Origin of the sequence: Nocardia sp. NBC_00511 (assembly GCF_045161165.1) — a bacterium.
Lineage (GTDB): Bacteria > Actinomycetota > Actinomycetes > Mycobacteriales > Mycobacteriaceae > Nocardia.
Window position 1 is genome coordinate 5,232,569 of record NZ_CP107849.1, and the last position, 25,523, is coordinate 5,258,091.

21 protein-coding genes and 1 pseudogene are annotated in these 25,523 nt (G+C 67.0%); 7 read left to right on the top strand and 15 right to left on the bottom strand.

The window, feature by feature from the left end:
- Positions 1–4 precede the first annotated feature (4 nt).
- The gene (locus OG300_RS24585) at positions 5–472 is read left to right on the top strand and encodes an iron chaperone (protein ID WP_405485366.1); all 468 of its coding nucleotides are present in this window, start codon (positions 5–7) and stop codon (positions 470–472) included.
- A gap of 9 nt (positions 473–481) precedes the next feature.
- Here the strand turns inward: OG300_RS24585 and OG300_RS24590 are convergent, their stop codons facing one another.
- The gene (locus tag OG300_RS24590) at positions 482–997 is read right to left on the bottom strand and encodes a methyltransferase family protein (protein WP_405485368.1); all 516 of its coding nucleotides are present in this window, start codon (positions 995–997) and stop codon (positions 482–484) included.
- Between the two features lie 365 nt (positions 998–1,362).
- Between OG300_RS24590 and OG300_RS24595 the strand changes: the two genes are divergently transcribed.
- Both OG300_RS24595 and OG300_RS24600 read left to right on the top strand, forming a co-directional pair.
- Positions 1,363–1,887 (top strand): hypothetical protein, encoded by a 525-nt coding sequence (locus OG300_RS24595; RefSeq protein ID WP_405485370.1) that lies wholly within the window; start codon positions 1,363–1,365, stop codon positions 1,885–1,887.
- Between the two features lie 135 nt (positions 1,888–2,022).
- Positions 2,023–3,456: a DUF222 domain-containing protein gene (locus OG300_RS24600; RefSeq protein ID WP_405498652.1), complete on the top strand. Its 1,434-nt coding sequence runs from the start codon at positions 2,023–2,025 to the stop codon at positions 3,454–3,456.
- Between the two features lie 495 nt (positions 3,457–3,951).
- On the opposite strand, the gene OG300_RS24605 is transcribed toward OG300_RS24600, so the two are convergent.
- Genes OG300_RS24605 through OG300_RS24625 form a run of 5 tightly spaced genes read right to left on the bottom strand, consistent with a single transcriptional unit; the run spans position 3,952 to position 10,806 of the window.
- Positions 3,952–4,731, bottom strand: a complete 780-nt coding sequence (locus tag OG300_RS24605; RefSeq protein WP_405485372.1) for an SDR family NAD(P)-dependent oxidoreductase — start codon at positions 4,729–4,731, stop codon at positions 3,952–3,954.
- A 57-nt stretch (positions 4,732–4,788) separates the two neighbouring features.
- Positions 4,789–6,534, bottom strand: coding sequence for an amidohydrolase family protein (locus OG300_RS24610; protein WP_405485374.1), 1,746 nt, complete (start codon positions 6,532–6,534; stop codon positions 4,789–4,791).
- A 6-nt stretch (positions 6,535–6,540) separates the two neighbouring features.
- On the bottom strand, positions 6,541–8,202 hold the full coding sequence (locus OG300_RS24615) for a class I adenylate-forming enzyme family protein (protein ID WP_405485376.1): 1,662 nt from the start codon (positions 8,200–8,202) through the stop codon (positions 6,541–6,543).
- A gap of 58 nt (positions 8,203–8,260) precedes the next feature.
- Positions 8,261–9,409, bottom strand: a complete 1,149-nt coding sequence (locus tag OG300_RS24620) for a serine hydrolase domain-containing protein (protein WP_405485378.1) — start codon at positions 9,407–9,409, stop codon at positions 8,261–8,263.
- Between the two features lie 14 nt (positions 9,410–9,423).
- Complete coding sequence (locus OG300_RS24625; protein WP_405485380.1) at positions 9,424–10,806, bottom strand: flavin-containing monooxygenase; 1,383 nt, start codon at positions 10,804–10,806, stop codon at positions 9,424–9,426.
- Positions 10,807–10,922: 116 nt separating this feature from the next.
- Between OG300_RS24625 and OG300_RS24630 the strand changes: the two genes are divergently transcribed.
- A complete protein-coding gene (locus OG300_RS24630) occupies positions 10,923–11,561 on the top strand; it encodes a TetR/AcrR family transcriptional regulator (RefSeq protein WP_405485382.1) in 639 nt (212 codons plus the stop codon).
- Positions 11,562–11,566: 5 nt separating this feature from the next.
- On the opposite strand, the gene OG300_RS24635 is transcribed toward OG300_RS24630, so the two are convergent.
- Positions 11,567–11,959: a nuclear transport factor 2 family protein gene (locus OG300_RS24635; protein WP_405485384.1), complete on the bottom strand. Its 393-nt coding sequence runs from the start codon at positions 11,957–11,959 to the stop codon at positions 11,567–11,569.
- A gap of 138 nt (positions 11,960–12,097) precedes the next feature.
- Positions 12,098–12,322 (bottom strand): hypothetical protein, encoded by a 225-nt coding sequence (locus OG300_RS24640; RefSeq protein ID WP_405485386.1) that lies wholly within the window; start codon positions 12,320–12,322, stop codon positions 12,098–12,100.
- A gap of 240 nt (positions 12,323–12,562) precedes the next feature.
- On the opposite strand from OG300_RS24640, the gene OG300_RS24645 reads away from it, so the two are divergent.
- A complete protein-coding gene (locus tag OG300_RS24645) occupies positions 12,563–13,888 on the top strand; it encodes an FAD-dependent oxidoreductase (RefSeq protein WP_405485388.1) in 1,326 nt (441 codons plus the stop codon).
- 14 nt (positions 13,889–13,902) lie between these two features.
- Here OG300_RS24645 and OG300_RS24650 read toward each other — a convergent pair whose 3' ends face one another.
- The 6 genes and pseudogenes from OG300_RS24650 to OG300_RS24675 form a co-directional block, all read right to left on the bottom strand.
- Positions 13,903–14,664 carry a sirohydrochlorin chelatase gene (locus tag OG300_RS24650; protein ID WP_405485390.1) on the bottom strand — a complete coding sequence of 254 codons (762 nt, stop codon included), beginning with the start codon at positions 14,662–14,664 and terminating at the stop codon, positions 13,903–13,905.
- A 266-nt stretch (positions 14,665–14,930) separates the two neighbouring features.
- A pseudogene (locus OG300_RS24655) lies at positions 14,931–16,076 on the bottom strand (uroporphyrinogen-III synthase); the annotation flags it as partial.
- Positions 16,073–16,468 carry a nitrite reductase small subunit NirD gene (nirD, locus tag OG300_RS24660; RefSeq protein ID WP_405485392.1) on the bottom strand — a complete coding sequence of 132 codons (396 nt, stop codon included), beginning with the start codon at positions 16,466–16,468 and terminating at the stop codon, positions 16,073–16,075. The pseudogene OG300_RS24655 and the gene nirD, both read right to left, overlap by 4 nt.
- 64 nt (positions 16,469–16,532) lie before the next feature.
- Positions 16,533–19,082, bottom strand: a complete 2,550-nt coding sequence (gene nirB / locus OG300_RS24665) for a nitrite reductase large subunit NirB (RefSeq protein ID WP_405485394.1) — start codon at positions 19,080–19,082, stop codon at positions 16,533–16,535.
- A 26-nt stretch (positions 19,083–19,108) separates the two neighbouring features.
- Positions 19,109–20,599 (bottom strand): nitrate/nitrite transporter, encoded by a 1,491-nt coding sequence (locus OG300_RS24670; RefSeq protein WP_405485396.1) that lies wholly within the window; start codon positions 20,597–20,599, stop codon positions 19,109–19,111.
- Positions 20,600–20,884: 285 nt separating this feature from the next.
- Positions 20,885–22,036 (bottom strand): MFS transporter, encoded by a 1,152-nt coding sequence (locus tag OG300_RS24675; protein ID WP_405498653.1) that lies wholly within the window; start codon positions 22,034–22,036, stop codon positions 20,885–20,887.
- Positions 22,037–22,236: 200 nt separating this feature from the next.
- Between OG300_RS24675 and OG300_RS24680 the strand changes: the two genes are divergently transcribed.
- Positions 22,237–22,920: a FadR/GntR family transcriptional regulator gene (locus OG300_RS24680; RefSeq protein ID WP_405485398.1), complete on the top strand. Its 684-nt coding sequence runs from the start codon at positions 22,237–22,239 to the stop codon at positions 22,918–22,920.
- A gap of 172 nt (positions 22,921–23,092) precedes the next feature.
- The gene (locus OG300_RS24685) at positions 23,093–24,550 is read left to right on the top strand and encodes an MFS transporter (RefSeq protein WP_405485400.1); all 1,458 of its coding nucleotides are present in this window, start codon (positions 23,093–23,095) and stop codon (positions 24,548–24,550) included.
- A gap of 73 nt (positions 24,551–24,623) precedes the next feature.
- Here OG300_RS24685 and OG300_RS24690 read toward each other — a convergent pair whose 3' ends face one another.
- A complete protein-coding gene (locus OG300_RS24690; RefSeq protein ID WP_405498654.1) occupies positions 24,624–25,475 on the bottom strand; it encodes a TIGR02569 family protein in 852 nt (283 codons plus the stop codon).
- Positions 25,476–25,523: the final 48 nt, after the last annotated feature.

Genomic DNA, 25,523 nt, shown 5'->3' on the forward strand with positions numbered 1-25,523 from the left:
CGAAATGACCACCACCAAGACCACCGCCACCAAGTCCGCCAAGACCGCCGTCGGCTTCACCGCCGAAGAGCGCGCCGCCATGAAAGACCATGCGGCAGAACTGAAGACGGCGGCTCGCCGCGGCTCGAAGGCAACCAAGGCGGACGGTGAGGCCGACGTGCTCGCCAAGATCGCCGAGATGATCGACCCCGACCGCTCGATGGCCGAGCACATTCACGCCATCGTCAAGGAGCACGCCCCCGAACTGTCCCCGAAGCTGTGGTACGGCATGCCCTCCTACGCCAAGGACGGCAAGGTGGTCCTGTTCTTCCAGACCGCCGCGAAGTTCGGTTACCGCTACGCCACCCTCGGCTTCAACGACCTGGCCGCCCTCGACGACGGCGAAATGTGGCCCACCGCTTTCGCACTCACCGCCTGGAACGCCGGTGTCGAGCAGCGCATCACCGACCTGGTCACCAAGGCCGCAGGCTGAGCTCGCCGATCACGAGCGCTCCCCGGCCGGGGTCCACGGTGTGAGCCTGGGGAGCCATGCGGGCACCGCGGCCCGGTAGTCGTCATAGTCACTGCCGAATCGGCGACTCAACGCGGGTTCCTCGTAGAACCGCACGAACAGCGCCTGCCCCAGGGCGACCACCAGCCCGTACCAGAGCACGGCCGCCTGCCCCAGCAGCAATGCCTGGCCGATGATGATCGACACGACAGCCAGATACATCGGATTGCGCACGAACCGGTTCGGGCCGCCGACCACCAGCCGCTGCGTCGGGGCCACGGGCGCGGGCGTGCCGGAACCCTCGGCGGCGAACCGGTAGATCGCCTGCAACAGCACCGGCAGTCCCGCCACGATCAGCACCACTCCGGCGACGGGAATCACCACCACGTGCGACAGCTCGTGTTCGACGTGCCAGCCGCTGATCAGCCACGGTATAAGTCCCGCAACCGTTCCCGGCACCACGATCGTGAAAAGTGCGCTACCCCACGCTGCTCGGCTTCGCCGCATGATCCACCCCCGCCGGATATATTACGTCGCGAACTCCGCAACCGCGCGCGGACCGACGGATTCGCCCCCTTTGACCAGTGTCGTTGCCAGGCGGTCCGGATAACTGCACTATCGAAGGGGATCGGCCGACAGCGGCCGTGACGTGTTGGGGTGTGGCTGTCGGCGCGGGTCGGCGAGGCGGAGGCGCAAGGGGCGTCGGGATTCCGGACTCGCAGGGCTGGAACGGGCCGATTGGGCGGTCGACGGTGACGCCACCCCGATGGGTGATCGCAATGTCGCGGCGACGGGAGCTTCCCGATCGCCCGATTCGCTTGCCCGGCAACCGGTTCCAGCACGTGGTTTCGTCACGGAAAGGACCGAACGCTATGACAGGCACCCTCACGGACGTCCAACCCGTCGGCTTCGAGATCGCCGAACCCGTACCCGGCTCCCGCCCCGCCACCCACGCCCCCGGAAAGTCCGCCGCGGCCGCCATGTGGCAGGAGGCGAAAACCGTCCTCGTCACCCGCGTGGTCGGGCCCCGCCAACTCGTCACCGCACCCCGCCTCGTCATCCCCATCGGCGACAACCAGATAGCGTTCCGCGTCTCCTCCTACTCCGCCGAAGCCGAACAACTCGCCCTGGACAACCGGGTCATCGTCCAACCCGGCGACTGGCGCAGCCCGATCCTCGGCTCCCACCAACGCCAAGGGCTCGCCCAACTCGTCACCGCGGGGACCTTGCTGGTCCATGTACAGCAGGCCACCGAAGCCAAATACGGGTGGCGGATGTCACTGGCTCGGTTCGGGCACCGAATGGCACAGGGGTCCGCGCCTTACGGGAACATCGTGGTGCTGGTGACGGTGTTCGACCCAGGGCCGCTTTACCTACCGCCTTCAGCGAACAGCTGAATTACACAGGCCTGGAATACAAGCCATTCTGAAGCACCGAATTTCCTTATACTGCAAGGGAATTCGGTGTCTTTCGTTTGAATTCAGGAGTAGAATGGGGGTATGAATTCGGGGGAATCATCCAACATGAGCGGTATGGCCGACCTGGTCGCCGCGGTGAATGTTGTGGCCTCCACCGATTTCACTCACTTCTCCGAGGATGAGCTCACCGAGTTCTTGCAGCAGTGCGAGATGTGCAAGCGCGTGTTGTCGGCGATGGATTCACGCCTGATCATCGAAGTCTCCGATCGGTCGATGCCGCAAACCTCCGGTGCGGGAGGAGTTGTTCGGTACCTGCGGGATACGTTGCGGCTCACCAAGTACGACGCCACTTGTCGCGCGAAAGTGACCGAGCAGGTCGGTGAATTCCGGGACCCCACAGGACATCTGCGCGAGCCTGCGTTGGCGGCTACCGCGCACGCCTACGAGATCGGTGAGATCTCCCGCGATCACGTCCGCAACATCATCGAAGTCCTGCATCAGCTGCCCGACGCTGTGGATGCGGAAACCCGTACCGAGGTCGAAACGCAGTTGCTGGACTACTCGCGTGAGGGCTGGCCGGATGACCTGCCGCGTATCGGGCGTGAAATCATCGCCCGTTTGGACCCGGATGGTTCCTTGACCACCGACGCGGATCGTAAGCGTATGCGGGGCCTCACAATCGGACGCCAGCGCGCCGACGGCATGTCCTGGGTACAGGGCTGGATCATGCCCACCGTCCGCACCGTCTGGGATGTCATCATCTCGAAGTACGCCCGCCCCGGTGTCTGCAACCTCGACGACCCTCAGAGCCCGAACCTGTTCTACGGCAAGGTCGACAAGGCTGTCCTCGAGGCTGCCGCCCGGCGTGACACGCGTACCACGGCGATGCGTATTCATGATGCTCTGGCGATGATCCTGAACCCGGATATCGATCCGGCCCAGCTTGGCAAGCACCGTGGCCTTCCGGTCCAGGCCGTGATCACCATGAGCCTCGAGGATCTGGAGAACGCCGCGGGTATCGCGAATACCGCGACCGGTACCCAGCTTTCGATCAACGAGGCGTTGAAGATGGCGGCGGGTACGAAGCCGATTCTGGCGATCTTCGACCGTCACGGCATGCCGCTGCACCTGCGTCGCGCTCGCCGCCTGGCAAGCTCCGCGCAGCGTCTCGCCCTCATTGCCTCCGAAAAGGGTTGCACCCGACCGGGATGCGACGCGCCGCCCTCGATGTGCGCGGTGCATCACGTCACCGACTGGGCCAAAGGCGGACCCACCGACCTGAGGAACCTGACGCTGGCCTGCGATCACTGCCATGCCTTGGTGAATGACGGCCCGAACGGTTGGAAAACCGTGGTGATGGGAAAGGATTCCCCATTCGCCGGACGGACCGGGTGGATTTCTCCCCTGCCCGTCGATCCAACGCAAACTCCACACGTGAATCATCGCCATCACAAGGCGGAGCAGATCGCGCAATCGGTGGCACGCAGCCAGAATCGACGCGCCCGCCTCGCGTATCAAGCGCGCATCGCCCACCGAGCACCCGAATAGCGGACAGCCGCAGCTCGGCCCGCCACATCCAACACGGCATTCACCGTGCTGAAGGCTGCCCGCTGCACGACCTGGCACTGCTCATGTCCGCGTCCCGCCGTATCAAGGTCAGGGAGCTCTCACCGTCAAATTGTGTCCGGTTCACCACGGCGAGAGCTCCCTGACCTTGGTTCGAAGGCGCGAGATCTCCCGGCGAGAGTGTCTGGGGCTTTTGTCTTTCCGGGTCTTGTCTCGAGGGTCTTGTTTTTGCTTGTTCTTGTCCGGGCGGTCTTGGTCTTGAAAGGTGATGCGTGCAGTCCCTGGGCTGGGACCGAGGGTGGCGGCTCGCAGGTCGCGTCAGCCAACGTCCGGTAGGGCAGGCGAGGTAACCACGCTGAACTAAATCTCTGAGCCTGCATTGTGAACCGGTGATGGGTTTATCCAGGGGTAGGAGGGCAACCCTCACCCAGCGACTATCACGTCCACCGCTGCGGGAGCATCACCTCATCCACCTTGCTACCCAGCAAGCTTGGCGAGATTGGGAAAGTTCGAGATCTCCCACCCACCATCAACAACCAGTTCCGTACCGGTGATGTAAGAGGCATCCTCGCTGGCAAGGAACAGCGCCGGGGCCGCGATCTGGTCGGCGCGGGCGGCCACACCCATGGGAATGCGGTCGAGGAACATCTGTTTGGCGGGCTCGTAGCCCATCACCGCTGCCACCAAGGGAGTGTCGACCAGGCCGGGGAGGATGGTGTTGACGCGGATGTTGTAAGGGGCCAGTTCGAGAGCGGCGTTCTTGGAGAACATGACCACTCCGGCTTTACCGGTGGAGTAGGCGCTGCCGCCGGGCATGGGGACTCGGCCGTCCAGGGACGAGATGTTGACGATCGCGCCGCCGCCGGTCGACTTCATCAGGCGGGCTTCGTGTTTGGTGCAGAGGAAGACGCTCTTCTGAATCAGGTCGATGGTGAAATCCCAGTCCTGTTCCAGTAGGTCGGTGACCGCGCCGATGCGGGAGCCGCCCGCCACGTTGAACGCGGCGTCGAGGCGGCCGAAACGGGTTGCGGCTACTGCGATTCCGACCTCGATCTGGGATTCGTCGGTGACGTCGGCGATGGTCGGAATGAAGGCGTCGCCGAGTTCGGCGGCCTTCTTGTCCAGGCCGGTGGCATCGATGTCGAGGCCGACGACGTTGGCGCCCTCGGCGATCAGCGCGGCCGTGATGGCCGCGCCGATGCCGGACGCCGCACCCGTGACGACCGCGGTGCGGCCATCGAATTTGCGGGCGTTCATAGGTGTTGCTCCTCAAACAGTTTCGGGAAGACCCGAAGGATCAGTGGTCGCGCGGGGTCAGCGGTGGCCAGCGCGCAGGAATTCGCCGGTGCGTTCCTTGCCGAGAGTGGCGGCACGCTCGCCGAGACCGAACACGTATTCGCCGTTGACCAGAACCGCGGTGACAGTCTCGTCATTGCGGTTGACCATGCGGGACAGGTTGTCGAACTCGGGGATCGGGTTCTCGGCGTAGGCGTCGAGACTGTCGTCCAGGCGGGCCGGGTCGACGATCAGGATGTCGGCGCGGTCGCCTTCGCGCAGGTGCCCGGTGTCCAGGTCGTACCAGTCGGCAAGTTCACCGCTGACCCGGTGCACGGCGTGTTCGACCGTCATGAACGGGCGGCCCGCCTCCTGAGCGGTGTGCACTCGGCGCAGCAGGCGCAGGCCGAAATTGTAGAAGGCCATGTTGCGCAGGTGTGCGCCCGCGTCCGAGAAACCCAGTTGCACACTGGGATCGGCGGCCAAGGCGTCGAGGACCTCGGGGCGATGGTTGGAGATGGTGGTGCGCCAGCGCACCTTCGGTCCGTATTCGACGACCAGGTCCAGGAACGCGTCGACCGGGTGCACGCCGCCACGGTCCACACCCACCTGACCGAAGGTCTTGCCGACGACACTGGCGTCCGGGCATTCGGTGATCTCGGCGTCGAAGAAGTCCCGATGCCAGACCCTCGGGCCCCACTTCTTGTCGTAGTCCTTACGGAACCAGCGCCGGTACTCCTCATCGGCGAGCAGGTCGCGACGCTCCTCCAACTGGTTGGAAAGATGCAATGCCGCTGCGCCGGAACCGAATTCCTCGAAGACCGGCAGGTCGATGCCGTCCGAGTACACCTCGAACGGGACCGGCAGATGCTGCCAGCGGAAGTCGCCGCCCAAACCGTTGATGATCTTGCCGATCAGCGGGAAGACCTTCACCACACCGGGAATCGCCTTGATGTCGGCCGCCGACAGCAGGCTCACCTTCAAGTTGGGGCGTCCGATGCCCAGACTGCTGATCGCCATCGCGACCAGGCTCTGTGGACGCGCCACATCCGGACCACCCTGCAGCGCCCGCTTGCGTTCGCGCAGAATGCGATTCAACCGCCGACGCTCTTTGGTCGTCGCATAGGTCGACGGCAGCGTGCGTGAACGGCACACCTCGCCGTCGAGCTTGTCGAACAGCAGCTGCTGCGACGACATACCCACGAAACCGGCGTCCAGCGCCTCACGCAGCTTGTGCTCCATGGATTTCAGCTCGGCATCGGTGGGCTGCACCTTCGGATCGGTCGCCCGGGTCAGACCCATCTGGGCGGCCCGGATATCCGAATGTCCGATGAACGCGGCGATATTCGGGCCCAACGGCAGCGACTCCAGCGCCGCCACATAGCCGTGCGCACTGTTCCAGGTCTTCAACCCGTCCACCGCGGCGACCACATGCTTGCGCGGGATCGCCTCCACCCGGCCGAACAGGTCACCCGCGTCCGAACCCTCGACGTGCACCGTCGACAGCGAACAGGAACCCAGCACCAGCGTGGTCACACCGTGCCGCAGCGACTCCGACAGCGTCGGATCCAGCAGCACCTCCACGTCGTAGTGGGTGTGGATGTCGATCATGCCGGGCATCACCCAGCGGTCGGACGCGTCGATCACTCGGGCACAACCGGTTTCGTCGAGTGGTTCGGCCGAAACCTTCGCCACCCGGCCGTCGCGGATACCGAGGTTACGGACGGCCGAGGCCGCGCCGGTGCCGTCGAACCAGCGACCGTTCTTGATGATGGTGTCGTACACAGGAATTCACTCCCCCAGGGACAGTTCGCGGCGCAGCACCTTGCCGGTCGCGTTGCGCGGCAGCGGATCCGCGGTCACCAGCCAGCGCGCGGGCACCTTGAAGTAGGCCAGCTGCTGGGCGACGTGGTCGCGCAGCTCGTCCTCGGAGATGGTGGCCGGGTCGTCGACCACGACGATGGCGGCCACCTCCTGACCGAGATCCTCGTGCGGGACACCGATCACGGCCGACTCACGCACCGCCGCATGCTCGTCGAGAATGTTCTCGATCTCCTGCGGGTAGACGTTCTCGCCGCCACGCAGGATCAGATCCGATCGACGGCCCGAGATGTAGAGCTTGCCCGCCCGCAGCGTGCCGAAGTCGCCGGTGCGCAGCCAGCGGTCCGGGTCGATCGCGGACGCGGTGGCGGCCTCGTCGTTCCAGTAGCCGAGCATGACGTAGGGGCTGCGGATGCAGATCTCGCCCTCCTCGCCCTCGGGGACGACCTTGCCGTCGGGGTCCCGGACCTCGAGGGAGACGCCGACGACCGCGCGGCCGACCGTCTCGTTGTCGGCCGCCAACTCCGGCGGGGTGGCAACCGTTGCGGCCGTGCCGGATTCGGTGCAGCCGTAGCTGGTGGTCAGACCCTGCAAGGCCACCGGGAAGTGCTCACGCAGCCGCTGCACCAGCGCCGGGGAGGACGGGGCCGAGTTGAGCGAGAACGCGGCCAGCGAGGACAGGTCGAAACGTGAGATGTCCACGCCCAGAATGCGACTCGCCAGGGTCGGTACGGCCGCCCAGTTGGTGACCCGCTCGGATTCGACCAGGGCCAGCAGGGATTCGGCGTCGAACTCGCCCGCGGTCGGGAACACCACGGCGTCGCCGGTGGTGAGACGCGGGATCGACAGGTTGTGCAGGCTGGCGATGTGGAACAGCGGCATGGTCGCCAGGTAGCGGCGGCCCGCGGGCGAACCGTCCCAGGCCTGGCCGCGGAAACCGGCGGCGAGCGCGTCCATGAAGCGGTGGTAGTCGGCGACGGCCACCATATTGCGCTGGGTGTGGACCACGCCCTTGGGGCGGCCGGTGGTGCCGCTGGTGTAGAGGATGATCGCCGGATCGTCCTCGGTGACGGTCGCCGACGGGTTGCCGCCCGCGAATTCGGTGAGCAGCGCGGGCAGGTCGGTCTCGATGGTGAGGACCGGGATGTCGGTGCCGGTCTCGGCGGTCAGCGCGGCCCGCTTGGCGTCGGCGACGACCACCTTCGGGGCGCTGTGCTCGAGGCCGTAGGCGATCTCACGCGGCGCCCACCAGGCGTTGTAGCCGACCGGGATCGCGCCCAGGCGCTGCGCGGCCCAGAAGGTCAGCACCCATTCGGGGGCGTTCGCGGCCAGGATGCCGACCCGGTCGCCCTTGCCGACGCCGTAGCGCTCGGACAGGGCGGCGGCCAGCGCACCCGCCGCCGCGTAGTGCTGGGCGAAGGTCAGGCGGGTGCGGGCGGACACCAGATAGTCGCGTTCACCCAGTTCGCGGGAGGACTCCAGCAGCTCCAGCAGGGAGGCGTGCCGGTTGCGGAACACCGGCTGAGGCGCGCCGAGCACCTGCTCGACGGTCATTTCGAACGGCCCGCCCGGCCCGGTCAACTTGCCCGCGACCTGCGCGGCGAGCGCCTGGAGATCAACTGCACTAGTCATTAATCAAGTCCTCGAATCCGATAACGCGAACCTTCGCAGCTTGCCCGAGTGAGGCCGATCACGCACGCCCCCTGACTGTGTCGAAGGTCGCTTTCAGGTACGCGTCCGCACGAGGCGAGCCGATCAGGCCCGCTTCCATGCGGTTCATCGCGTACGCGAAAGTGACCCGGTGATCGAGATCGTTGACGACGAACGCGCCACCGATTCCGGCCCACCAGCACACCCGGCCGTCCGGCACCTGCGGGGCGGTCTGCGCCTGCGGCAGGCCGTAGCCGATGCCGAAACGCAGCGGCAGCATGATCGCCAGATCCACGCCGTCGGACTGCGGCTCGAAGATCAGGTCGATGGTCTTGTCCGACAAGAACTTCCGGCCGCCGAGCTCCCCTCCGGAACTGATCAGCGACTGTAGGCGGGCGATGGAGCGGGCATTGCCGTGCCCGCCCATGCCACCGAGTTCCGCACTCCGCCAGGCGGGGCTGCCGACCTCGGCGAAATCCAGCAGCGGCTGGAACAGCGTCTTGAACATGATGCTGTCCTGCGGCAGCAGCGACTGATCGAACTCCGGCAGGTCCGGCGGCACCAGGGTGGCGATGCGGTCGAAATGGTCTGCGTCCGTGCCGATGTGGAAGTCCGCGCCCAGCGGTCCGGCCAGTTCCTCGGCGAAGAAGACGCCCAGGGGCCGGCCGGTGATGCGGCGGATCACCGCGCCGAGCAGGTGCCCGTAGTTCATGGCGTGATAGCCGGACGCGGTGCCCGGCTCCCACCACGGGGCCTGCGCGGCCAGGCGGGCCTCGGCGGCCTCGGTGTCGTAGATGTCCGACAGCACGATCGGCGCTTCCCACCCGGAGACGCCCGAAGTGTGCGAAAGCAGGTGCCGCACTTCGATATCGGCCTTGCCGTTGGCCGCGAACTCCGGCCAATAGTGCGAAACCTTCTGGTGCACGTCGAGTTCACCGCGATCGACCAGCAGCAGCGCGCACAGCGCCACCATGGTCTTGGTGATCGAGAAGGTGTTGACCAGGGTGTCGGGAGCCCAGCGGCGGGTTTTGTCGGGGTCGGCCCAGCCGCCCCACAGATCCACCACCGGTTCGCCGTCCACCATCACGCACAGCGACGCGCCCAGTTCCGCGCCCGACTCCACCTGTTCGGTGAAAGCCGCACGCAGCGGGGCGAATTCGTCGGCGCACAAACCAGCGACACTGCTCATCTGTTCCGCCTCCCTCAGACCCGGGCCGCCGCGCGTGCCGGAATCGGCAGCGTGTGACCGTAGGTGGCGGCCCGCTTCGCGCCGCGCGCCATCTCCTTCTCCAGATCCCTGACATAGGGCTCGAATTCGATCTGGATGGTGTGGCGCGGCGAGTCGTAGTAGCGGCCGGTGCGGGCTTCCTCGGCGGCGGTCACCGCTTCGGTCATCTCGGTCTGCGAGGGCAGCCGGTAGTTGCCGGTCAGGTAGGCGGCCACCAGTTTCGACTGCTGTTCGGCGAAATTCACCAGGGTCGGCATCGGCTGCGCGAGGCCCAGGAAGAACAGATTGTCGATGCCGGGCTTCACCATCTGACGGTAGAGCGGGAACTTGTTGCGCTCGTCGGGCAGCAGAGCCTTGTCACCGAAGAACGGGAAGCTGATGTGATATCCGGTGGCGCACACCACCACATCGACGGCCTCCACGCTGCCGTCGGCGAAATGCACCTTCTCACCGTCGAGTTTGGTGATGGCCGGTTTGAAGGTGACGTCACCGCAGCCCGCGCGATGCAGGAATTCCTCGCTGGCCGAGGGATGCGCCTCGAACGGCAGGTGATCGGGCTTGGGCAGGCCGTAATCCTCCATCAGGCCACGGTTTTTCACCACGAAGCGCTGCTTGAGCTTGAGACCCAGCTTCGGCGGCATCCAGGCGGGCATGGACGCCTTGTCGCCGACCTTGCCGTTGACGTACTTGGGCAGCACCCACACGCCGCGGCGCGCGGAAAGGTAGAACTTCGAGGCGATGAAGCGCTGCGAGAGTTCGGTGGCGATGTCCAGACCCGAATTGCCCATGCCCACCACGACGATTCGCTTGCCGCGCATATCGATCGGGTCGAACGGGTCGTTGTAGGCGTGCGAATGCATGACGACACCGTCGAATTCGCCCGGGTAGTCCGGCATTCGGGGATCCCAGTGGTGGCCGTTGGCGACCAGCAGCGCGTCGTAGACCTCGGTGCGGCCCTTGTCGGTGGTGACCACCCAGAGGCCGTCGGCATCGCGCTCGGCGGAGATCACCTTGTTGTTGAAGATGATTCGGTCGCGGATGCCGAAATGGTCGACGTAATCCTGGAAGTACCGGTGCAGCTGGCTGTGATGCGGGAAGTCCGGCCACTCGTCGGGAGCGGGGTAGTCCTCGAATTGCAGGCGGAACTTCGAGGTGTCGATGTGCAGGCTCTGATAGCAGGCCGACATCCCGTTCGGGTTCTTGAAGTACCAGTTGCCGCCGACCTCGTCGGAGGCTTCGTAGCAGTCGAACGGGATCCCGTATTCGGCGAGCCGTTTCGCGGCGGTGATCCCCGAGGGGCCGGCGCCGATGATGCAGACGCGGGGCAGTTCACGGGATCGTGCAGTTAGAGCAGGCAATTCATTCTCCTGGTGCGGCGATGGGTCACATTCCCCACCCGACGTGACGTGCCACACACGCTAACACTCACTAGACACCATGTCTAGTGAGTAGATCTGCGTCTATTATCAACGGCATGCAGACCGAGCAGACCCCGGACGCACCGGCCACCAAGCGCACCTCCCTGCGCGACGAGCAGAAGCGGCTCACCCGCAGCCGACTCATCGAGGCCGCGACCCAGCTGTTCACCACCCAGGGCTACGCGACGGTCCGCGTCGACGACATCGCGGCCGCGGTCGGCTGCAGTCGCGCCACCTTCTACCTGCACTTCACCGGCAAACCCGATGTGCTGCGCGCGATCGCCGAACAGGGCACGCTGCCCAGCGTCCAGCACTTCTACGAAGACCTCGACCACGTACTCGACAGCGGCTCCCGCGAGGAATTCGCGGCCTGGATGCGGCGGGCCATCGACTGGTTCCAGGAATACAAGGACCTACTGCCCGCCTGGGACGAGGCGACCGCACTCGAACCCGAATTCCGGGAGGTGGCGCGCGAGGGAATTCTGGCGCTGCCGAATGTCATGACGTCGTATTTGAGCCGGTGGCCCGATGACCGGCAGGAAGAGGCACGACTGCGGATCGAACTACTGGTCGCGCAGTTGGAGCGGTTCTTCACGCGGTGGGCCATGCAGGGGACCATCGATGTTTCGGCGGCGGAAGCGGCGAATGTGCTGACCGACATCTGGTTTCCCGCGCTGCAAACGCCGGGGAAGTAGGGCGGTCAGGCGGTGCGGGCGCGGGCGAGTTCCCAGAATGCCCGCAGCGCGGTGATTTCGCCGTCCGCATCGACGCGATAGACGGCCACCAGATCGACCTCCACCGCGATATCGGGGCGCACGCTGCGGATGGTGCCGGTGAACGCGGCCTCGTCACCGCAGGCGAAGGAATCCGTCCAGTGGAATTCGATGCGACTGGGCTCGATCGCCTTGTCCCAGAACGCGGCAATGGCCTCGCGACCCGAATGACCCTGTCCCGCTGGGTCGTACGGGGATACTCCGATCGGATCCTCGACCCGGGCGTCGGCGGCGAAGAGGGCCAGCCAGTCGTCCTTGCGCTTGGCACGGACCGCGGCTTGCGAGGCGAGTCCGGCACGGCGGGCGGGATGTTCGGGCATGCCGCCATCCTCGTCGGATGTCACGGCGATGCGGGGATCAATACCGGTGAGCGAGATAGCGGGAGTCGCGCAAACCCGGAAACGCGAAAGGCGGCGAGTCCCCGAAGTCCCGCCGCCCAAAATTTGAAATCGAATTGTTTACGAGTGCGACGCGGCCGAACCGGTGTAGCCGAAACCCGCGCTCGGCTGGTCGGGCTGCGTGCCGTTCGCCATCGCCGCGCACTGGTCGTACGTCTGCCCCGCGGCCATGCAGGCCTGGTACGGGTCGTAGATGTCCGGGCGCGGGAGATCGGCCGAAGCGGTTCCGAAACTTCCGGCGGCACAACCCGCAACCAGTGCGGCGGTGGCGACAAACTTCTTCACGTGATGGTCCTCCAGATCATTGACCGAAATTCCGCTACACATTGCCATGCGGAAATGTAAACCACCAAGCGCCAGTCGAATTCGGCGATTCGCCCATAGTTAGCCGAGCTGCGTGGCGACCTCCACGGCTCCCCCGGGGTCAACCCGTGCGCAGATTTATCTTGACAATCAAGATACTTGAGGTGCAAGCTATGCATGTCTTGATCACCAAGATGCTCGACAATCAAGGGAAGTGACGGCATGAAGGTCATCATCATCGGCGGCGGCACCGGCGGCATGTGCCTGGCTCACGGGTTGCGGCAGGCGGGCATCGAGGTCGCCGTGCACGAGCGCTACGGGTCGCGGCGGGACGGGCTCTACGGCTACCGGGTCGGCATCGACCCGACCGGCAACCGGGCGCTGCGGCAGTGCCTGCCGCCCCGGCTGTTCGACACCTTCGTCGCCACCTGCGCCCGGACGCCGCGGCACTTCAACGTGCTCACCCAGTCCAAGCACGTCACCGCCAGCATCCCGCTGCGCGACGACGTGGACGACGTCAACAGCGAACGCTCGGTGTCGCGGTCCACGCTGCGGCAGATCCTGTTCACCGGCATGGACGACGTGATCCACTTCGGCAAGGACTTCACCCACTACGAGCAGCACGAGAACGGCACCGTCACAGCGTATTTCGCGGACGGCACGCACGACACCGGTGATCTGCTGGTCGCCGCCGACGGGACCCGCTCGGCGCTGCGCCGCCAGTTCCTGCCGCACGCCGAGATCAAGGAGGCCGGGATCACCTCCATCGCGACCAAGACGGCGCTCACTCCCGAGACCCGGGCGCTGCTCAGCGCGGAGACCGCCAACGGCATCTCACTGATCTTCGGGACCAAGGGGCTGCTCGGCATGCTGCACGTCATGGAGTTCAAGTGGGATGCCGACGGCAACCCCAAGAACCCGGAAGACGCTGCGCTGCTCCAGGATTGGTCGGGACTGCAGTTCGACAACAGCCGCGACTACATCAACCTGTCGGTGTGGAGCTCACACGAGCACTTCCCGGAGGGGATCGAGCAGCAGCGCGGGGCCGAACTGATCGCGACCGCCCTGCGGGTCACCGAGAACTGGCATCCGGATCTGCGGCGCCTGTTCGAGCTGTCGGATCCGGAAGCCGCCTTCCCGCTGCGGATTTCGACGTCGGTGCCGGTCGAGCCGTGGAAGAGCACGAATATCACGCTGCTCGGCGACGCCATCCACACCATGACTCCCGGGCAGGGTGTGGGGGCCAATACCGCGCTGCGGGACGCGGCGCTGCTGTGCCAGGAGATCATCGCCGCCGACCGGGGGCGCAAGACACTGCTGGCGGCGGTCGAGGGCTACGAGGCTGAGATGCTGCCCTACGGGTTCGCGCGGGTCGCGGACTCGCTGGACAACAACGGCACCAGTGGGGACGACCCGCTGTACAAGCCGGGTGTCGGGCGGCTGGCGCTGTTCGCGGCTCGGACGTACTTCAGTCTGACCGCGAAGATTCCGGCGCTGCGGCGCAAGTTCCTCGAGGACCTGTACACCTACCGTGGCGCGGACGCCTGAGCGCGATGGGGCGCTCAGGCCGCGCGGACGGTGGAGAGACGGTGTGCGGCAACGCGATAGCGATCGGCGATGAGGGCGACCACGGCGGGGTGTACGCCGATGGGTTCGGCGACGCCGTCGGCGCCCGCGTCGTGCAGACGCTGATGGAACAGGCCGTGTGCGAGCAGGTAGGAGGCGATGAAGACGCGTTGTGCGCCGCGATCACGGACTGCGGCAACGACTTCCGGGACTTTCGGCTCGCCGGTGGCGATGTAGGCGAGGTGGGCGGGGGTGCCGAGGCGGTCGGAGAGCAGGGTGGCGGCGCGTTGGACGTCGCGGCGGGCGCGGGCGTCGGAGGAGCCGGCGGCGGCGAAGACGACGGCGTCGCCGGGTTGCCAGCCCGCCGCGCGCAGGCGCAGGTGCATGACGTGGGCCAGGGCGGGGTCTGGGCCCATCGCGTGGGTGACCGCGACCGCTGCGTGCGCACTCGCGGCCACCTCTCGCGGCACGTCCTGGTAGACGTGGTAGCCCGACGCCAGGAAGGCCGGAACCACCACGGTGGGAACCGGATCCAAGGCGCCGAGCACCTCGGACGGCGACGGGCCCAGCACGTCCACGAAGGCCGTGCGGACCTGCGGCGCGGACGGTGCCGATGCGGCCCCGAACGCCGCACCGGCACCGGTCTGCGAGGCACCCAGTTCGAGTGCCACGGCCTCGGCGAGTTCGGCGATCATCTCGACACCCCGGGCGCTCCTGGTGCCGTGTGCGACCAGGACCAGGGCGGGGGTGCTCACCATGCTCCCGACGAGCGACGGGCCGCCGCGGCGGCGGCACTGCGCTGCAACGCGGTCAGCGCCTGATGCCCTGCGGGAATCACGGGGGGACGGGTGATTCCGGTCGGCGACGCCGCCGGGTCGGGACGCGGGACCGGCGGGCGGACGACGCCCCCGGCGGTAGGCAGCGGGCGGCGGGCGCCGGGGATTTCGGCGGGGCGCGCGCCCAGGCCCGGGGAACGGGCCGGAATCGGCTGGCGCGCAGCCGGAATCGGGGGTTCGGGGTGGGAGTTGTCGGTGCACTCGGCGGGGTCCAAGGCCAGGCGGTAGCCGCGCTTGACGACGGTTTGGATGGCCTTCGGGGTGCCGAGGCCCGCGCGCAGGCGGGCGATCGCGGTTTCCACGGCGTGGGTGTCGTCGCCACCACCGGGCAGGGCGGCCAGGAGATCCTCGCGGGAGACGACGCGGCCGGGCTGGCGGGCCAGTGAACGCATCAGGGCCATGGGGGCGGGGGCCAGCTGACGGACCTGACCGTCGACGACGACGCAAGCGCCGCGCACGCTCAGAATGTGACCGGCGGCCTGAATTCGGTTGGCGCGCCGGGGAAGTTCCTCCGCCACGTGGCGGGCCAGGGCGCCCAGGCGGGCGCGGCCGGGCATCGAGGTCGGCACGCCCAGTTCTTCCAGGGGTGCGGCGGTGATCGGGCCGACGCAGGCCGGGAGCACGCGGGTGCGGAAGGCGTGCAGCACGGCCTCCAGCAGGCCGGTTTCCTTGGCGCGCATCAACAGTGAGGCCACGGCGGGGGCGCTGGTGAAGGTCACACAGTCCAGTCCGGCGGTGACGATGCCCTCGATCAGGCGGTCCATGGGGGTGCGGTCCTCCGGCGGAATCCACCGGTAGACGGGGACCGGAACCACATCGGCTCCGGCGCAGCGCAATACCTCGCAGAAGTCGGGGACCGGCTCCCACTCGGTGGTCGCGCCGTGCAGTTGCACGGCGATCCGGACACCTTCGACACCCTCCGCTAACAGGTGATCGAGCACCTCGGCACTGGATTCCGAAGCGGGAGACCACTCTTCGCGCAGCTCGGCAGCGCGGATCGCGCCCTTGGCCTTCGGGCCGCGGGCCAGCATGCGGGTGGACGAGAGGGTGGCGCGCAGTTCCTCGGCCAGACCCCAGCCCTCGGCGGCCTCCATCCAGCCGCGGAAACCGATGCCGGTGGTGGCCACGGTGAGCTGCGGCGGATCGGCGACCAGCTGTCGCGTCACCCGCTCCAGCTCGGTGTCGTCGGCCAGGGGAATGATCCGGATGGCCGGGGCGGCAACGATATTCGCACCGCGACGGGCCAGCAGGGTACCGAGCTCGTCGGCCCGGCGGGCAGCCGTGATCCCGACGGTGAATCCGGCCAGCGGGGTGCCGGCGTCGACCTCTGTCATGCGGTACCACCGGGGAACACCAGGGGGTCGTTGGACACCGCGACCACGCCGTCCTCGACGCGGACCGCGTACACCGGCAGCACCATGGAGTCGTCGTCCAGGCAGCGGCCGTCGATCAGCGAGAACGCCTGCTTCAGCAGCGGCGACGCCACCACCGGCAGACCGCCGCGATCACCGACGATGCCGCGCGACATCACCGCGGCCCGGCCGAACGGGTCGATATTGCCGACGGCGAACAAGGTGCCGTCATCGGTACGGAACAGCGCCGCCTGGCGGCCGCTCTTCAACAGGACCGCCACGCCGCGGCCGGGAATCAGGTAGTCAAGTCGGCAGGCCTGGGTCCAACCCGAAAGGGTCGCGACTGCGGTGCCGGGTGTGTCGATCACGGTCATCGGTACTCTCCTCCGAACGCCTTACCTATTGGTACCGACGCCCTGTTTCCAAGTCGTTAAGCAGTCATTTCCCGTGCGTGGCGGACTCTGTGGCCTTGATCTCCGGAATGCCGAGCAGCACCGGGACCTTGCGCTCACCGCTGTCGTCGAAGGAGATGGTCGGGTCCGCCTCCTCGGGGGCGTTGACGAAGGACACGAAGCGCGAGAGCTTGCCCTCGTCCTCGAGCACCGCGGCCCACTCGTCCTTGTAGCCCTCGACGTGCTTGGCCATCGCGGCCTCCAGCTCGTCGGCGATGCCGAGACTGTCGTCGCAGACGACGGCCTTCAGGTAGTCCAGGCCGCCTTCGAGAGCCTCCTGCCAGGGGGCGGTGCGCTGCAGACGGTCGGCGGTGCGGATGTAGAACATCAGGTAGCGGTCGATGTAGCTGATCAGGGTCTCGTCGTCGAGCTCACCGGCCAGCAGCACCGCGTGCTTGGGGGTCAGGCCGCCGTTGCCGCCGACGTAGAGGTTCCAGCCGTTCTCGGTGGCGATGACGCCGACGTCCTTGCCGCGGGCTTCGGCGCATTCGCGGGCGCAGCCGGAGACGGCGAGCTTGAGCTTGTGGGGGGAACGCAGGCCGCGGTAGCGCTTCTCGAGCAGAACGGCCATGCCGACCGAGTCCTGCTGGCCGTAGCGGCACCAGGTCGAACCGACACAGGACTTCACGGTGCGCAGTGACTTGCCGTAGGCGTGGCCGGATTCCATGCCGACGTCTACGAGGCGCTGCCAGATCAGTGGGAGCTGCTCGACGCGGGCACCGAAGAGATCGATGCGCTGGCCGCCGGTGACCTTGACGTAGAGGCCGAAGTCCTTGGCGATCTGGCCGATGGTGATCAGCTGATCGGCGGTGACCTCGCCGCCGGGCATGCGCGGCACCACCGAGTAGGTGCCGTTCTTCTGCAAGTTCGCCAGGAAGTGATCGTTGGTGTCCTGCAACGCGGCTTGTTCGCCGTCGAGGATGTGATCGCTCGAGGTGGACGCGAGGATGGAGGCGACGGTCGGCTTGCAGATGTCGCAGCCGGTTCCCTTGCCGTACTTGGTGATCAACGCCGAGAAGGTGCGGATGCCGGTGGACTGCACGATGTGGAACAGCTCGGCACGCGACTGCGTGAAGTGCTCACACAGCGACTTGGAGACCGCGACACCGGACTGCTCGAGCAGTTTCTTGAGCATGGGAACGCAACCGCCGCAGGAGGTTCCGGCGTTGGTGCAGCTCTTGATGGCGGGCACATCGCAGGCGCCGTCGGCGATCGCGCCGCAGATCGCGCCCTTGGTGACGTTGTTGCACGAGCAGATCTGCGCGTCGTCCGGCAACGCGTCGGCACCGAGTTCGGCGCCGGCCGGGGAAATCAGCGCGGCCGGGTCGGCGGGCAGCGGGCGACCGACGAGCGGGCGCAACGCCGAGTACTGGGTGGCGTCACCGACGAGGACACCGCCGAGCAGGGTCTTGGCGTCATCGGAGACAACGAGTTTCGCGTAGGTGCCCTTCGCGGCATCGTGCAACACCACCGACAGCGCGCCTTCGGTGCGAGCGTGTGCGTCACCGAAAGAGGCGACGTCCACACCGAGCAACTTGAGCTTGGTGGACAGGTCCGCGCCGGGGAATTCGCCCTCGCCGCCGAGCAGACGGTCCGCGACGACTTCGGCGGTGTTGTAGCCGGGAGCGACCAGGCCGTAGCAGACACCCTCGATCGCGGCGACCTCACCGATCGCATAGATGTCCGGGTCGGAGGTGCGCAGGGCCAGGTCGGTCATGATGCCGCCACGGGCGCCGACCTCCAGTCCGGCGGTCCGGGCGATCTCGTCACGAGGACGCACACCGGCCGCGAAAACCACGATGGCCGAACGCAATTCGGACTCGTCGGAGAAGGTGACCTTGAGGCGCTCGGCCAGCGGGGCGTCCTCGACGGTTTCGATGCTGGAGGTGCCGACGCCGGTGTGGACCACCAGGCCCAGCTCGGTGACCAGGGTCTCCAGGATCGCGCCGCCGCCCTCGTCGATCTGAGCGGGCATCAGCCACTTGTTGAACTCGACCACGTGCGGGGTCATGCCCAGCAGGCGCAGCGCGTTGGCGGCCTCCAAGCCCAGCAGACCACCGCCGACCACCACACCGACCGCGGCCGGACCGGCCGCCTCGGCGGCGGCGCGGATGCCGTCCAGGTCGTCGAGGGTGCGGTAGACGAAGCAACCCTCGACGTCGTGGCCGGGCACCGGCGGGACGAAAGCGTAGGAACCGGTCGCGAGAACCAGTGCGTCGTAACCGATCACGTCGCCGGCGGAGGTGGTGACCTTGCGGGCGGTGCGGTCGATCGCGTCGGCGCGGACGCCGAGGCGCAGGTCCACCAGGGTGTCACCGGCGTACTCGTTGCCGGGCAGCGCCAGGTGCTGGGCTTCCCAGACGCCCACGTAGGACGACAGGCCGACCCGGTCGTAGGCGGCCATCCGCTCCTCGCTGAGGACCACGACCTGCCAGGTCCCGGCCTCGTCGCGGGAGCGCAGGGCCTCCACGAAGCGGTGGCCGACCATGCCGTGGCCGATGACGACAGCGGTCTTGCGTGCGGTGCTCTGGGTCATGACGGTCCCTTTCGCGGTCGGCCGAGTCAGACTCGGGCCGAGGAGGTGGACGGGGAAACGGTTGCGGCAGAACCGGACTCAGCCTCGAGAACGACGGCTTCGGCCTCGACCACAACGGTGGAGTCGGTGGATTCGGGGGTGAGCGCGCGGGCGCTCGGGCGGCGCATGAAGACCGCCCAGCAGACCAGGCCGCACACCACGTAGAAGGCCATGAAGACCCAGAAGGCGGTGGTCGCGGATTTGGTGGAGGCGTAGGAGGAGCGCAGCACCAGGTTGATGCCGACGCCGCCGAGGGCGCCGATCGCGCCGACGAAACCGATCAGCGCGCCGGAGGTGTTGCGGGCCCAGGCCGCCCGGGACGCCGAATCACCTTCCAGGCTGCGGGATTTCGCGTCGAACACCGACGGGATGATCTTGGTGACGGCGCCGTTGCCGAAACCCGAGATGACGAACAGCGCGGTGAAACCGATGATCAGCGCCACCAGCACCCCGCCCTTGGGGTGGCCCGCGTGATCGCCCATGGTGCTGGCCACCGCCACCAGCACGGCCGCGGCCGTCATCGCGGTGAAGGTGTAGAGGGTGACCCGGCTGCCGCCGATGCGGTCGGCCCACTTGCCGCCGTACGGGCGGGCCAGCGAACCCAGCAGCGGGCCGATGAAGGCGATCTGCGCGGCGTGCAGGGTGGCCGCGGCGACGCTCGCGCCGCCCGCCTTGAAGCTGATCTGCAGCACCTGACCGAAGGCGAAGCTGTAGCCGATGAACGAACCGAAGGTGCCGATGTAGAGGAACGCGATCGCCCAGGACTGCGGCACCTTCAGCGCCGTCAGCATGTAGGACAGGTCGGCCTTCTGGTTCTTGACGTTGTCCATGTACAGGGCCGCACCGATGGCCGCGGCCACGATCAGCACCAGGTACACCGCGCACACCACCGAGGCATTGCCGTAGGCGTTGCCCAGGGTCGCGATGACCGCGAGCCCGATCAGCTGCACCACCGGGACGCCGATATTGCCGCCGCCCGCGTTCATCCCCAGCGCCCAGCCCTTCAGGCGCTGCGGGTAGAAGACGTTGATGTTGGACATCGACGAGGAGAAGTTGCCGCCGCCCAGGCCCGCGAAGGCCGCTACGACAAGGAAAGTCGTGTAGGAGGTGCCCGGCTGGTTGATGAAGTACAGCGTCAGCAGCGTCGGGATCAGCAGCAGCAGCGCGCTCACGATGGTCCAGTTGCGGCCGCCGAACTTGGCGGTCAGCACCGTGTACGGAATGCGCATGAAGCCGCCGACCAGGGTCGGCATCGCGCCCAGGAAGAACTTGCCCGCCGGATCGATGCCGAACTTGTCGGTCGGCATGAACAGCACCATGACCGACCAGATCGACCACACCGAGAATCCGACGTGCTCGGCGAATACCGACCAGATCAGATTGCGGCGGGCGACGTCCTTACCACCGGCTTCCCAGGCCTCGACGTCCTCGGCATCCCAATGCTCGATGTCGTGTGTGCGGGTCAGCGCTGTCAACAAGGGGGCCCTCCTGAAATCTGGATGACCCAAAGGTAGAAAACCGGTATTGCGCCGATGCTGCGCGAAATTGCCGTTGAATCAACGGTTGCTCACGTTTGCGGCGAATGCGCCGTGAGAAGTAGCCCTATGTTTCGGCCATATGACACAACGGTTTCCGCGCGTCACGTTGTGCCCGAAAAACGAGAAACGAGCCGTGAGGTGAGAGCCCTGCCACACAGCATGGGCACTACCTCACGACTCGGCAACTCGAGCGGTGAAATCTTTCCGGGCGTCACCCGGGGAAGATCAGCCCCAGGTGTCCTCGAGCATCTGCGGCTTGCACGCCAGCCAGGCTCCGGTCAGCAGCACGAACACCGCCACCACCAGGAAGCCGAACGGGGCCAGCCATCCTCCGGTCATCGTGTGCAGCGCGCCGAACAGCAGCGGGCCGGTGCATGCCACGGCGTAACCGACGCCCTGGGTGAAACCGGACAGGGCGGCCGAACCGGCGCCGGTGCGGGTGCGCAGGTTGATCAGGGTCAGCGCCATCGGGAAGGTCGACGGACCCAGGCCCAGGGCGATCACCCAGACCAGCGGCGCGCTCATCGGGGCCCACAGCAGGCCCGCGAAACCGATGAAGAAGAACACGGCACAGCCGATCACCACCGGGAACGGATTGGCGATGCGGCCCACCACGATCGGCGCGCTCAATGCCGCCACCAGACCGACCAGCGCGAAGATGCCGACCATGCTGCCGCCGAAGGAGGCGCTGGCACCGGCGTCACCGAAGATCGTCGGCATCCAGGTGAACAGCGAATAGGTGATCAGCGAGGTCATGCCGAACATGAAGGCCATCCCCCAGGCCAGCGGGGAGCGCCACACCTTACCGGTGGATTCGACTGCGTCGGAAGGCATTTCGGTGACATCGACGCGAGCGTGGTTACGACGCACCCGCAGCACGCCCACCCAGGGCAGGGCGGCGGCGAAGGCCAGCGCGGCCCACATGCCCAGCGAGATCCGCCAGCCGTGCGCGTCGGCGATCGGCACCGTGATCAACGCGGGCAGCACCGTGCCCAGCTGCACCATCACGATGTAGACCGCGCTCAGCACCGCCAGGCGGTCGGAGAAGTAGCGCTTCACCAGCGGCGGGATCACCACGTTGCCGATGCCCATGCCGCTCAGGGCCAGTGCCGAGAACACCAGCAGCTGCCAGGTGTCGGGGACCAGGGACCGCAGGATCGAGCCGAGGCCGGTCATCAGCATGGCGACCAGGACGGTCATTTCCAGGCCGAGGCGGCGCGAGAAGATCGGGGTGAGGATGCCGCCGAGGGCGAACATGGCGGTGGGCAGCATGCCGAACACGCCGACGACCGCGGTGGAGTAGCCGATGTCGTCGCCGATGCGGGCGGCCAGCGGGGTGAAGGCGGTGACGGCGACGCGCAGGGTGAGCGCGGACATGATGATCGCGGCGAGGACCAGGAGGCGGCCCTCGAGCAGGGAGCGCTTGGACGGTGCGGGATGGACGGCCACCTTGGGAGATGGGGCCGGGGTGCTGCCCCGCGCGGGGCTCATCGCATCAATCGTCGCAGTCACCCGCAAATCATAGGATGACCCCATGATGTGATGCAACGAATGTGAGGCAGGGTACGCTGTCCTGCGTGCAACCAGTCCGGCGCACGAGCCTCATCGCCCAGGTGACAGAGCAGCTTCGTGCCGAAATCCGTTCCGGCCGTTGGGCCGTCGGCTCACGTATCCCCACCGAGCCCGAACTCACCGAACTCACCGGTACCGGCCGTAATACGGTCCGCGAAGCGGTGCAGGCCCTCGTCCACGCGGGCATGCTCGAACGCAGACAGGGCTCGGGGACCTACGTGATCTCCACCTCCACCCTCGGCGGCACGCTCACCGAGTACTTCGCCGACGCCCAGCAGCGCGACGTCCTGGAACTGAGACAGGCCCTCGACACCACCGCCGCCAGACTGGCCGCGTCCCGCCGCGACGAGACCGACATCGCCGCCCTGCAGCGACTGCTCGGCGATCGAGCCCGGCTGTGGGACACCGACTTCGACGCCGCCATCGAGGCCGACGTGCAACTGCACCGCGCCATCGTGGTCGCCAGCCACAACGCGGTATACCTGGAGTTCTACGATTCGCTGCTGCCCGTCATCGCCGCCGGCATCCGATTCCGCTCGGAGAAGGACGGCGACACCTACCACGACGAACACGCCGCGCTGGTGCAGGCGGTCATCGCCGGCGACCCGGAAGAAGCCGCCCGCACGGCCAACTGCTTCCTCAACTCGCTGATGGCCGAATACCGCAGCCTCGACAAGAATTTCGAGTAACCGAAACGTCACCGCGCGAATCCTCGCGAGGTGAGCTCGAATTACCGCCGCTGTCACTGGAAAACATTCGCGCGTAAACAGCCCTTCGTACGGTTGACGCGACCGCATCGGCTCCCCGACCATCGGGAACCGACGATGAGGACGGTCGCATCAGCCGAGAGGACAGCTGCGCATGGCCACCGTAGAAGCGCCCGAAAAGACCATCACCTATCAGCGACGCGGACGATGGATACACCATTGGGATCCCGACAACAATGAATTCTGGGAGAACGGCGGAAAACAGACCGCCCGGAAAAATCTGATCTTCTCGGTATTCGCCGAAAACCTCGGATTCAGCATCTGGGTGATCTGGGCCAGCGTCGTCACCGCCATGGGATCGGCCGGATTCGCCTTCCTGGGCAAGAACAATCCCGACGCCATCAACAACGCGCTGCTGCTCACCTCCACCCCCACCCTGGTCGGCGCGGCCCTGCGGGTGCCCTACACCTTCGCCGTCCCGCGCTTCGGCGGTCGCGCCTTCACGGCGTTCAGCGCGGCCATGCTGCTGCTGCCCACCCTCGGACTCGCGTACTTCATCAACCAGCCCAGCACCCCGATGTGGGTGTTCCTGGTGCTGGCCGCCATCGCCGGCATCGGCGGCGGCAACTTCTCCTCCTCGATGGCCAACATCAACTTCTTCTTCCCCGAGGGCAAGAAGGGCGCCGCGCTCGGAATCAACGCCGCCGGAGGCAATCTCGGCGTCGCGCAGACCCAGCTGTTCGTGCCGCTGATCATCACCCTCGGCACCCACATCATGGCCAAGGACGCCGCGGGCTACCGCTTCGGCATCACCCTGGCGGTGCTGGTGTGGATTCCGTTCATTCTCGTCGCGCTCGTCGGCGCCCTGCGGTACATGGATTCGCTCTCCGGCGCGAAATCCGATGGCACGTCCTACAAGCGGGCCCTGGCCAACCCGCACACCTGGGTGATGGCCGTCCTCTACATCGGCACCTTCGGTTCCTTCATCGGCTTCTCCTTCGCCTTCCCGACCCTGCTCAAGGCCAACTTCCCGAGCCTGGCCAAGATCGGCTGGATGGGGACGCTCGGCAACCTGGCCTTCCTCGGCGCGCTCGTGGGTTCGATGAGCAGGCCGTTCGGCGGCTGGATCTCCGACAAACTCAGCGGCGCGAAGATCACGCTGTACGTGTTCGGCGGCATGGCGATCGCGACCGCGCTGATCGTGGCGTCGTTGTCCGCCAAGAACTTTCCGCTCTACCTGATCTCGTTCCTGCTGCTGTTCGTGTGCAGCGGCATCGGCAACGGCTCCACCTACCGGATGATCCCGATGATCTTCACCGCCGAGTCGCGGCGCCGCGCCGCGGAGACCGGGCAGGACATCGGCGACGCGCTGATCTCGGCGAAACGGCAGGCGGGCGCGGCGATCGGCGTCATCGGCGCGGTCGGCGCGGCGGGCGGCTGGGTGCTGCAGCAGGCGCTGCGCCTGTCCAACGAGCACTACCACTCGATGAACCCGGCATTCTGGGGCTACTGCGTCGCCTATCTGGCGATGGGCGCGCTCACCTGGTGGTTCTACCTGCGCAGCTCGTTCGCGGTCGGGCGCGCGCCGTCGTTGGCACACGCCAACGTCTGACGACTTCCCTCCAGGAGACGCACCGCGCCGGGCGAATTCGCCCGGCGCGGTGTTGTTTTCGCGTGTCGAGCGGCTACAGCAGCAGCCGGATCATGTCGGCGGTGCGGGCCAGACCCGGGAACGCCTCGGGGGTGGAACGCGGGTGCAGGGCGTGCACCGCGAGCCGGAACATGACCGCGCGCACCAGCATCTGCGGCCACTCGGGCAGATCCCGCCAGCGCTCCAGCAGGCCGTCATCGGCGCCGCCCCACGACAGGGCGTCCACCACGATGACCGCCGCCGCCCACGGCGCGGGCCGCCAGTAGGGCGTGATATCGGTGAGGCCCGGCGCGAAAGCGCCTGAGAACAGCACGGTTCCGAACAGATCGCCGTGCACCAGCTGCGCCGGTGTGGTCACCGGTTTGCGCAAGGTGGACAGCTGGGTGATGAGCACCAGGCTGCGATCGCCGTCCGGCGAGGTGGACGGCAGCAGACCGCCCATCTTGAGGGTGCGCAGCGGAACCGCTTCCCACGCCGCGCGATCCGCGGTCGCGAAGACATCCTGGTCCACCCACGGCGCCACCGGCTGCGCGGCCAGGAACCGCGGTCTCTCCAATTGCACGGTCACCTGATGTAGGCGCAGCGACAGCGAGACCACCTCGTCGTGGCGGGGTTCGGGCACACCCTCCAGATAGGTGTCGGCACGCCAGCCGGAGACGACGTAGCGGCCGTCGGTGGCGCGCACCGGACGGGCCAGGCGAATACCGTCGATGCGCAGCGTCTCACGGACTTTCGCCGACCAGGCCGCCCGGGCGTGATCGGTGACCGGACTGAGCACCACGTCGCCGCAACGCCAGCCGCCGTCCCAGTTGCCCAGGGGAGCCGGAGATTCCTCGCGCAACCCGAACGTCGAGCGCACGTGCTCGGGAGGTTCCACAGCTGTCATGGTCACGCGCGTACCGTACCGCTGTAAACATGTCCGATTCAGGATGCC